Origin of the sequence: Arachidicoccus sp., from assembly GCF_050436765.1 — a bacterium.
GTDB lineage: Bacteria > Bacteroidota > Bacteroidia > Chitinophagales > Chitinophagaceae > Arachidicoccus.
The window spans coordinates 1-8,882 of record NZ_JBNQGD010000433.1 but is presented as its reverse complement, the minus strand read 5'-3'; the positions used below and the strand labels follow the sequence as shown (position 1 = coordinate 8,882).

Annotated in this window: 11 protein-coding genes; 2 read left to right on the top strand and 9 right to left on the bottom strand. The window is 34.2% G+C overall.

Annotation, left to right across the window (positions count from 1 at the left end; genetic code table 11):
• The coding region (locus ACQR30_RS18305; RefSeq protein ID WP_429737250.1) for a hypothetical protein at nt 1-224 on the top strand (224 nt) is incomplete at its 5' end.
• A gap of 80 nt (nt 225-304) precedes the next feature.
• On the opposite strand, the gene ACQR30_RS18300 is transcribed toward ACQR30_RS18305, so the two are convergent.
• The 9 genes from ACQR30_RS18300 to ACQR30_RS18260 all read right to left on the bottom strand — a co-directional run bounded on the left by ACQR30_RS18300 (nt 305) and on the right by ACQR30_RS18260 (nt 8,169).
• A complete protein-coding gene (locus tag ACQR30_RS18300; protein ID WP_429737249.1) occupies nt 305-2,899 on the bottom strand; it encodes an HD domain-containing protein in 2,595 nt (864 codons plus the stop codon).
• Between the two features lie 172 nt (nt 2,900-3,071).
• Entirely contained in the window at nt 3,072-3,614 is a 543-nt protein-coding gene (locus ACQR30_RS18295) for a hypothetical protein (RefSeq protein ID WP_429737248.1), read from the bottom strand.
• A 37-nt stretch (nt 3,615-3,651) separates the two neighbouring features.
• Nucleotides 3,652-4,248 (bottom strand): hypothetical protein, encoded by a 597-nt coding sequence (locus ACQR30_RS18290; protein ID WP_429737247.1) that lies wholly within the window; start codon nt 4,246-4,248, stop codon nt 3,652-3,654.
• 3 nt (nt 4,249-4,251) lie between these two features.
• Nucleotides 4,252-4,761, bottom strand: coding sequence for a relaxase/mobilization nuclease domain-containing protein (locus ACQR30_RS18285; RefSeq protein WP_429737246.1), 510 nt, complete (start codon nt 4,759-4,761; stop codon nt 4,252-4,254).
• A complete protein-coding gene (locus ACQR30_RS18280) occupies nt 4,712-5,206 on the bottom strand; it encodes a plasmid mobilization protein (protein ID WP_429737244.1) in 495 nt (164 codons plus the stop codon). Before ACQR30_RS18280 ends, ACQR30_RS18285 begins: the two co-directional genes overlap by 50 nt.
• Before the next feature lie 364 nt (nt 5,207-5,570).
• Nucleotides 5,571-6,464 (bottom strand): toprim domain-containing protein, encoded by an 894-nt coding sequence (locus ACQR30_RS18275; RefSeq protein ID WP_429737243.1) that lies wholly within the window; start codon nt 6,462-6,464, stop codon nt 5,571-5,573.
• 184 nt (nt 6,465-6,648) lie between these two features.
• Nucleotides 6,649-6,876 (bottom strand): hypothetical protein, encoded by a 228-nt coding sequence (locus ACQR30_RS18270; protein WP_429737242.1) that lies wholly within the window; start codon nt 6,874-6,876, stop codon nt 6,649-6,651.
• 59 nt (nt 6,877-6,935) lie between these two features.
• The gene (locus tag ACQR30_RS18265; protein ID WP_429737241.1) at nt 6,936-7,805 is read right to left on the bottom strand and encodes a VapE domain-containing protein; all 870 of its coding nucleotides are present in this window, start codon (nt 7,803-7,805) and stop codon (nt 6,936-6,938) included.
• 46 nt (nt 7,806-7,851) lie between these two features.
• Nucleotides 7,852-8,169: a hypothetical protein gene (locus tag ACQR30_RS18260; RefSeq protein WP_429737240.1), complete on the bottom strand. Its 318-nt coding sequence runs from the start codon at nt 8,167-8,169 to the stop codon at nt 7,852-7,854.
• A 504-nt stretch (nt 8,170-8,673) separates the two neighbouring features.
• On the opposite strand from ACQR30_RS18260, the gene ACQR30_RS18255 reads away from it, so the two are divergent.
• The coding region (locus ACQR30_RS18255) for a hypothetical protein (protein WP_429737239.1) at nt 8,674-8,882 on the top strand (209 nt) is incomplete at its 3' end.

Genomic DNA, 8,882 nt, shown 5'->3' with positions numbered 1-8,882 from the left:
TTCGCAGGTGGGTCATCATCCCAGAATGGGGGGTCAGCATCGTCAGAATCTACACAACTGATTATTTAGATTCTTTAGATTGTGGATGTGAGCCAATTGACGGAAGCCAGTATTACGTTGCACCGTTTGTGCAAGATTTTATTGATTTGAAAATAGCAAATCTTCATCCTGAATTGAAACAATATTTAATAGATAATAATCGATACTCTATGAAAATCGAATAAATATATTAAAAATACGTTCTCAACTTCACTATTACCAGCAAAGATTTAAAGGCTATAAAAAATCAGGCAAAGATATTTCGTTATATGGCATCAGTTAGTTCAATTCTTATTGCATGGGTAATTAAACCCATTGTACTTTTGCATAAGTTTTCTATAAATATATAACGCACCTGAAGGCCTTCTATTTTAGCCAATCGTGAAATACTTCCTAATAGGGAATTCTCATTAGCGGGTTTTCCATCAATGAGCTCTACGGAAGAATATTTGCCCAAATTTAAAGGGGTGACAATATATTTATTTGGCAATTTTGCATAATCAATTTGGGTTTCAGGTATACTTAGGTCTTCCGTCATTGTGCCTACCAAAATAAATATTTCTTTATTTTTTAGACTAGATAATCCGGTTGTCTTTGTCAGAAGAGAATACGATTCGTTATACCGTATTGGAATAAGAGTAAAATCCAATGAATCTATATTATTGTCAAATAAAAATGAAGCAATCCGATAGTATTGGATTAACGTTTTTGGTTCCACCAATAGACTTTGGTATTGCCTAAACGCCCATTGATGAAAATTCTCTGTAGCCGCCTTCCTTGATTTATGATCAATTTCCCTTCTCGCAGAATTTTCATCATAATCAATTAATCCAATATGTTCTGTACCGCCATCACTTAGAGGACTAGAGTTTAATCCACCAACTGTCGCTACAGAAATGTTTTGTATTGATTGGTCGATATTTCTATTGAAAGCAATCAGTCCAAAAGTTTTGTTATTATGGTCTATGTAATCTAATTTTTCTAAATGCTCTTTAATAACTGCGTCTACTCTGGAATTATTTCTATAATCAGCATAAGCAATATCTCTTAACCATTGATACTTATCAAATTCGGTATTGAAGTCCGAATGAATTTTTTGTTCCTCTTCTTCATTTTCGGCATAAAAAACATCTACGTCTAATCCAGCAGTAAGACGACTAATTACGGCTTTTAGAGGAACCTCAAATTTTTCGATCTCGTTATTGCGTCTGTATTGAATCTGAAAACGATCATAATCATCTAAGATATTTTCTAACTTAAGTCGGACTCTGGTTGTATAGAAAGAATTGAATAAAGCATGATTTTGAAATTTTAAAATTGGCCGTAGAGTAAATCCATCTTTAAATGATAATACTTTTACATCTTCCTTACCCTTATTCCATAAGCGTGTGTTAATCTCAACCTGGCGTGAAACCATAAATATAGAATAAAACCCGATACCAAATTTGCCAACCGGCTTGAAATTGGATGATTTTAATCCCGGGAATTCGCTTTTGATTAATTCAGATGACCAAAAACTTTTCCCGAAGTCTAATAAGGAGCCAGTAAGGACACGTTCTGACATCCCAACACCATTATCAGAAATGGTTATATAGTAATCATCGTTTTTTTTCTCAAAGTTTATGAGAATTTTTCCCTCAAATAATTTTTCTATCGTTTCTCGAGCCTTTATTGCATCTCTTGAATTTTGTATCAATTCTCTAATTGCTACAATCAGATTATTTTTTCCCCCCCGTCCATAAAGTTCTTGCCCTCCAAAATTCCTAATGATGTTTTCTATATTACTTATATGGACATTGGCGGAGCAAGGTTTCCAACCAATAGCTTCTATATAAGCAGCCATACTTTCTATAGAATCTGCACCTTTTACCCTCTTAATTTTAAAAGTAAGCGGTGGCATCATTGTCATTAAAAAGCTATTACAATCATTTATTTCTCTGTTCACTACACTTATTGCATCATAAGCTATATACCAAGCTCCATACTCCTCTTCAGAAAATCCCTTATTTGAAGTGAACAAAATTGTTTCGCCAGTTAGATCACTATTGTCTAGTGTCACTGATGACAGATTATTTTGTGCTTTCCAATGTAATAACGATGAATTGGATCTTTTGATTAATGCTAGAAGAAAGTCTGGTGCTCTATCATTATCGATGTGCGCAGCGTCGGCGCATCTTAAAATAAAAGCAAGTTTTATGGGGTTAATGCTCCATTCTCGAGGATATGGAGAAATCGGGTTTATCTGTGACTTTAATTTACTTATCACTTCCTCTATATTCCAATTATGACTTGCAGAAATTTTCCCAATTAATGAACCATAATGATTCCGTAATTGAGAATCATCCAGTAGAAATACATTTTCATTTTCTCCAATCCAATTGTTTTCAGTAAGTAACTTCTCTGATTGGGATGCATGTAATTCTCTTAATGTTAAAAAGTCTGACTCTTTTTTAAGAATATCTGCTTGGTGATCATTATTCTCAACCAATTGGGCAAATGTATCTTTCCAATATAAAGTATCTCTCAACCCTTCTATTCCTTTATTATAGGCTTCCGGGCAGAGGGCAGAATCATGCAACAAAAATGAACTTCCTAAAATAAACCCTTCTAAAGGATTTATCGGGAAATCGTCTCCTATTATCAGGCTTGCAACTTCCCACAATGCATCCAAATGATTAATATTGTGTTGTGTCAAGTCTGGGAGCGTAGCTGAAATTTTTTCTACTAACATTTCACACTTCTCCCGTAGAGAAAAAAAAGCTTGTCGTAATTTTCCTCTTTCTTTTTCAAATTCATCATTTTCTTGATACGCCAGAGTCCTTTTCCATAGAGAAGATCGCTCAAATTTATTTAAACTCATTTTATTTAGTTACAGGTTCATTACAAACTAAGGTATATATTTTCAAAGTTAATTAAAAGCCGCTGTTAATCCGTTGATTAAATACCTTTGAGATTATTCGTCAAAAATAATTATATGGAGAATAAAAGCAGTTCTCATAAGAAATTGAAAAAGAAATTTATACACAACAAATTTAATATGACTTTTGATAAATATCTTTCATTTTTCTTTTCATAGTTATTTCAACGTTGTTGTACAAAGCGTGCCATGCTTTTTCAATATGTTTATTCTCAAGTTGGCGTATTTTAATTTTCTGTTGGTTGTCATTCCAATGGACACCAAATTTATAGGAGCAGAAAATAAAAAATATGGAGATAACAAAAACAATCCAACGGCTAAGAAATATTTTCTGAAAAGCGGGATAGGCTCTTTCGGGGAACAACAATAGCTGATATTTCCGTACAATAGGTTGCGGCTTGGTGGTGACAATAATCTTCATATCCGTGATAGCTTTTTTGATAATTGGTTCAATTGAATAGCTATCAACTACAACTTTTATCGGTTCCGAATTTTTAGTTTTTCCCTCAAATTCAGCCACTTTATCCGTTAAGGTTTGGAGAGTCTTTATTAGCTCGTTCATTGATTGGTTATGCACTTCCTGTTCGCTCGTAAATTCCTCCAGCAGCATTTTAAAACTTTCCTGCTCAATGAGAGCGTTTTTGTTTTTGTCGTTCATAATCTTGTTATTTAAAATTTACTAATCATTTTTAATCTTACCATCTTAATCGCTGTTTGCGTTTCTTCTTCTTTTGAATGCTCAACTCTTGGGGCAAATATTCGCCACCACCCATTTCAGGTTTCATTATTTGATAAATGATATTTTTCAATTCGATTTGTAGTGTTTCAATTTGGGTGGTTTGCTTATAAAATGTTGGCTGTTTATTATCGTCCATTGATTGTGATAATTTTGTCTGATGATTTAATTTCTCCATTTCAATTTCTTGTTGTTTGGGCAATAAACTTTGCGCGTTTTCTTTCAAGGAAATTTCCATTTTCAGCAATAATATTTTTTCAATTTTGCTTAAGGAGAATCCTACTTCGCTACCTTTTATTCTTACTTTTTTACTATCCATAAAAGCAATGCCTCTGCCTTTCTCTATCTGGTAGCCCAATCGTTTCATTCGCTGAGCAAACTGTTCGTATGAGTTGATTGGTTCACTTTTTAGTATCGTGGCTATGTCATTTTTCAACTTTTGTTTTCTTGCATCTTGGCGAGGGATTAATCTTTCCTTGGGTGAGAGAAAAGTTCTGGGACTGAGTATTTCTGTCAAATGAAATTCTTTTTCTATACCCCTACAGAAGCTTGCCATCTTTCAATAATTATTACTATCACTGGTAGCTTTGCCATCAAAACCAATCCGGTTAATGACTAAATGTATATGCTGTTGGGCGGTATCTTTGTGTAAAATATTGAGGTATTGATGATCTGCCACACCAAATGCTTCCGCACATTTTCTGCCGATTTCAATGAGCTCATTTTTACTAAGTACCCTATCTTCCGGTGCCATCCGAAGGATAATATGCATAACAGGTTTTTCTATCCTGCGGCTTTGCTTTTTTACATCATTCATTTGTTCTGTTAGTTCTTTGATGTTGCCGAAGCATTTATTATATTCCAATATTTCTGCCCGGTTTTTATGCTGCAATTGCTGTTCGGCGGGACTTAATTTATTAATGTCTTCTAAAGAAAGCTCTTGCTTGTCTTTGAGACAATAGGTAATACAGTTTTTAAAAGATTTTCCTATAATAATTTTGCCAATCATTGTTCGGTAATTATTGGAGTAAATAGTTTTTAATTTCTTTTGCCGGTGTCTTGACTTCATCGGATTGAAGTTTAAGCTCTACCCGTTCAGCAAGCGTTAATTCTTCAAAACCGTTTCGCTTTTTGGCTATCTGATTGAGGTTTGCAGCTAAGTGATTGAGCGTTGCGGCGAAGCTTAAAACCTCTTTCGGAAGTATCTTATTTTTAAGATGTATGGTGCCGCTTAATGCCATTTGTCGGAGGTAATCAGATATTGAAAGAACCATTATTTTTGCTTTTGTCTGGATAATTTTTCTTTCCAACGGCGTGCATTTTACACCAATCAACTGGTCTCTTTTAATCGTTTTTGGTGGCCGTCCACCTTTCTTTTTTGGGTTGTTATTTTCAAGATTTTGCTCTGTTTTTTCTTCCATTGCCTGTTCCTTTTTTTCTTCCGTTTGTTTCAAATTCCCTTTCTTTTTTAGTTCCCTGTTTCTTATCTTAAATGCTTCAGATGGCTTGCCCATTTTTTGAATCCGCCCGAAAAGGCGGATGAGAAAAATACCGGCCGACTACCTCAAGTAGGAGGCCGCCAGCAGTTTTGGTATAACCAAAACATAGCTGGCTATTGCAAGCGCTATCTTCTTCCGGCAATACTTTCGTTTTCCAATACGAAGCATTTATGGTGTATTTCTTTTTTCAATAGCTAACGATTATAACAGTGTTAGCGTTTATTCAATTCTTATGCACTTCTTAGTTGGTTCTTGTTTAGTTGTTATGCGCTTTTGTGCGGCTTCGTTTATAGCCTATTCAAGCTATTTCAAATGGTTTTTAAAAGATTTAATGTTATTTAAAATCGTTGGCGCATTCTTTTGTTGCTGATTATGGGTCTTATTTGCTGTTGAATATTTTTTCGTGAAGCTTTCTTTCTTTTAACAACCATTCATTGATGTCTTTGTACTGTGCATATTTTGATGCAAGATTTTCTACCTTGATATTGTTTTCAGCACAATAGTTTTGTAGTTTTATTGCGCAAGTTTTTCCTGCTTCATCATTGTCCAACAAGAGCAAAACTTTTTCGTGTTGTGCTATGATTGGTTTTGCTTTTTCTGCCATTGAAAGAGAGTTTAGTACGAGCCAATTTGTTGCTTGCAGTAAGTTTTCTTCAAGTTGTTTGGCAGAAAGAAAATCAAAGAAGCCTTCTACAATTGCCAGTGTATTTTTCTGCTCATTAAAAAAGCTAATTGCTTTTGGTTTTATACAAGATTTAAAGTTGGGTGCATTTAATTCCCAGCCACCATTATTATTTGGAAAGCCTATCGCCTTGAAATAGTTCAATGAATTTTTATTCTGGAGAAAAATTTCTTTACAGAATGCTTTTACCATCTCAGATTCTATTCCTCTTGTCTGAATATATTCTATCAACCGTGGGCTTTTAATTACTCCTATTTCTAAAATCTTAAAAGCGGCCTGAGTATGCTCAGTCGGCTTTTGCCTTTGTCTATTTTGTGGGTGAAAAGAAAAAACTTTTGACCCCAAAATTTCTAATAAATCAGAAACATTGCACCTGTAATAGCGGATACCAAAATCTATAATATTACCACCTTCACCTGTTCCGAAATCATACCACAAATTTTTGCTGTTATCTACTTTAAAGGAAGCTGTTCTTTCTTTTCTTAGTGGCGACTTGTACCAATAATCGTTGCCATTTATTTTTGTTGGATGAAAGCCTAAGGTTGCTAAGAAATCAACCAGTCCAATTTTTTTTGCATTTTCAATGTTCATTTTATTAAATTTAAAGTGTCAAATAAGTAAGGAACTTGCATTACTTTCTTACTTTTTCAAGCCTTTCAAGTAGGTTAAGTAAACAATAAGTAACTTTAAGTAAGCAATGCTTACTTATTCTGTAATGCTGAATGGATAAGTGTTTCAAGATTCTATTGAGTCTATAAGTAAGCAAGTAACCTGTTTAAATAATATTTTGTCGAAATTTTAAATAATATGCCTTCAAGGGATATTCCTTTTCTGAATCATAGCGGTTGTCCCTGTTAAACCCCAAAGTTTTTAAGGCTTTGCCTAATTGTTGAGTAGAAATCCTTGCCATTGCATTCGTTTCCTCTTTAAGAGCCATTTCTATTTCCGTCGTTGTGCGGAAAATATCAAAATCTTCTTTTGTTCCGGGAGTATAATATTTCATTAGCAACTCCATCTCTGGCGTTACTAGAAGGAATTGCCTATTTTCTAATTCGTTCTCTTTTATTCTTCGGCAGTTACATCACAAGGGAAGTTTGATTTATATAAGGAATATGCTTGCCGCCAGACGTCATCAATATTGACTTCTTTAGAATAGTTCCAATCAATTCCGAAAATTTCAAAAGGAATCCAACGTACATTACCTGTTGGATCTGTCAAGAACTCAGACATATTGGTAGAGCCGATGAAGCTTGCCCGCCTAGGTAGCTTTTTAGCCTTTCTTTCAAAGGGATGACGTTCTTTTACAAAGGATTTGGAGAGAATACTTTTTAGTGCATTTATTTCAACTTTAGTAAAGGTTGCCATTTCATCTAGAGAAATAATGAAGTTTTCAATTAGGGCAATCATTGAATCTTTATCGAAAGAAATATTTTCCGTATAATAATCTTTCAGAGCACTGGGGCATAAAAACCTACAGAAAGTTGTCTTGCCCGTGTTTTGCTCCGACCCAACAATTATCATAGCATTTTTGTTGGTGTAATTGTCTTCTAAGGCACACTTAATTGTTCTAACTAGCCATTTTTTAAAATGCCTTTCAAATCTTGTAGGGTTCTTGACCTTGACAAAGGAGCATAAATGTTTTACCCAATCCTTTTCTTTTTCATTGTAGCTACCAAGCGAATTAAAATAGGTCTGCAAAGGATTAAATTTCTTTACATAATCGGATTTGAGTAAATAAATCAACTCATTCAGAGAGACTTTAAACCCATCTAATCGAAGCCTTCGGTAAATATTGAACTCGTTCAATTCCTCCCAAGGGGCATCAGTTATATCGTTTACTTCAATCGCTCCGGTAATTTCATTTAATCGAAAAAAGAAATTATCTGAGAGATATGTCTCTAACTTTATGTGTTGCTCTTGAACTTTTGACATAGGGTTGCGGTTTTATCTTTTCAATAGAAAAAGTTTAGCAGTATCACTACGAGTGACAGCTGTCATTTTTTTTGAGTCTATCGAAATTTTTAATAGGAATAAGCGAGTTCTCAATTTCAGATTCCTTGAAGAGGATCCGGCTGCCTATTTCGTATGCTTGCAGATACCCTAACCCACAGTACTTGTCCAACGTATTTAGAGAAATAGAAAATAGACTTGCAACTGTTTTTCGTGTCAGAAAACCATTAGGAATACTTTCTCTCCGTTTTTCATTTTGCGTCTTTAATGCTATTTCAATTTCTTCTCGAAAGATTTTTCTAAGCTCGTCTGAGCTGAAGTTCGTTAATAGATTAACTTGTGCCATAGTAATAGATTTTAATTATGACACAAATAGAACAAGTGAAAGTTGTGGAGTGGTTGCAGTTTAGTTGTTATTTCTTTCGCTAATCCGTTATTCTTTCGTTTTTTAGTTGGGAACTACTATCGCAATTGTTGAGATGGATTATTATATTCAAGCCAAAGTATCTTTTTGAAGTCCCAGTTTTTGGTATTGGGTGTTTATCGTTGCATTGCGTATCAACATAAAAGTGAAAAACAGTACTATCTGAAGAAAATGAGACAGTGATTTGTAATAAGGTTTTAGTAGCTGTGCCTGAAATTGTCGAACTACCTCACAGCAAGTTACTGCTGTGATACCTCTATAGTGCATAGCGGTTTTCTATTTTAAAAGGCATGCGTATTTTGTATTGCCGTCATTAAAAAACATTCGTCAATCATACCTAAATTGGTATGATTGACGAAAGAAAATAGATAAAGAGTTCGTATATTTGAGAGTTGTATGCCATTTTTAGACAGACACTACTAATCAATGAAACTTTACACAGGAAACTACTTTGACCGCTTTTCGGAAGAATACCGAAATAAAATTTCAAGTGAAATTAATTCTCAAACAGACACTTACATTTTAAATGTAAATGTTGATGATTATACAGCTCATCTTTTTCAAAAATATACTCTTGACAGTCCTGCGTTTGAGTTGGAGAGGGGTTATGTGGAGAGAGTAGACCGAGATCTTCG

Bases quoted from the DNA above. Each gene is read 5' to 3' on its own strand.
- ACQR30_RS18275 (WP_429737243.1), bottom strand. From the start codon at position 6,464: ATGAACATTGAAAATGCAAAAAAAATTGGACTGGTTGATTTCTTAGCA.
- ACQR30_RS18300 (WP_429737249.1), bottom strand. From the start codon at position 2,899: ATGAGTTTAAATAAATTTGAGCGATCTTCTCTATGGAAAAGGACTCTG.
- ACQR30_RS18290 (WP_429737247.1), bottom strand. From the start codon at position 4,248: ATGGCAAGCTTCTGTAGGGGTATAGAAAAAGAATTTCATTTGACAGAA.
- ACQR30_RS18270 (WP_429737242.1), bottom strand. From the start codon at position 6,876: ATGAAATATTATACTCCCGGAACAAAAGAAGATTTTGATATTTTCCGC.
- ACQR30_RS18280 (WP_429737244.1), bottom strand. From the start codon at position 5,206: ATGGGCAAGCCATCTGAAGCATTTAAGATAAGAAACAGGGAACTAAAA.
- ACQR30_RS18265 (WP_429737241.1), bottom strand. From the start codon at position 7,805: ATGTCAAAAGTTCAAGAGCAACACATAAAGTTAGAGACATATCTCTCA.
- ACQR30_RS18295 (WP_429737248.1), bottom strand. From the start codon at position 3,614: ATGAACGACAAAAACAAAAACGCTCTCATTGAGCAGGAAAGTTTTAAA.
- ACQR30_RS18285 (WP_429737246.1), bottom strand. From the start codon at position 4,761: ATGAAGTCAAGACACCGGCAAAAGAAATTAAAAACTATTTACTCCAAT.
- ACQR30_RS18260 (WP_429737240.1), bottom strand. From the start codon at position 8,169: ATGGCACAAGTTAATCTATTAACGAACTTCAGCTCAGACGAGCTTAGA.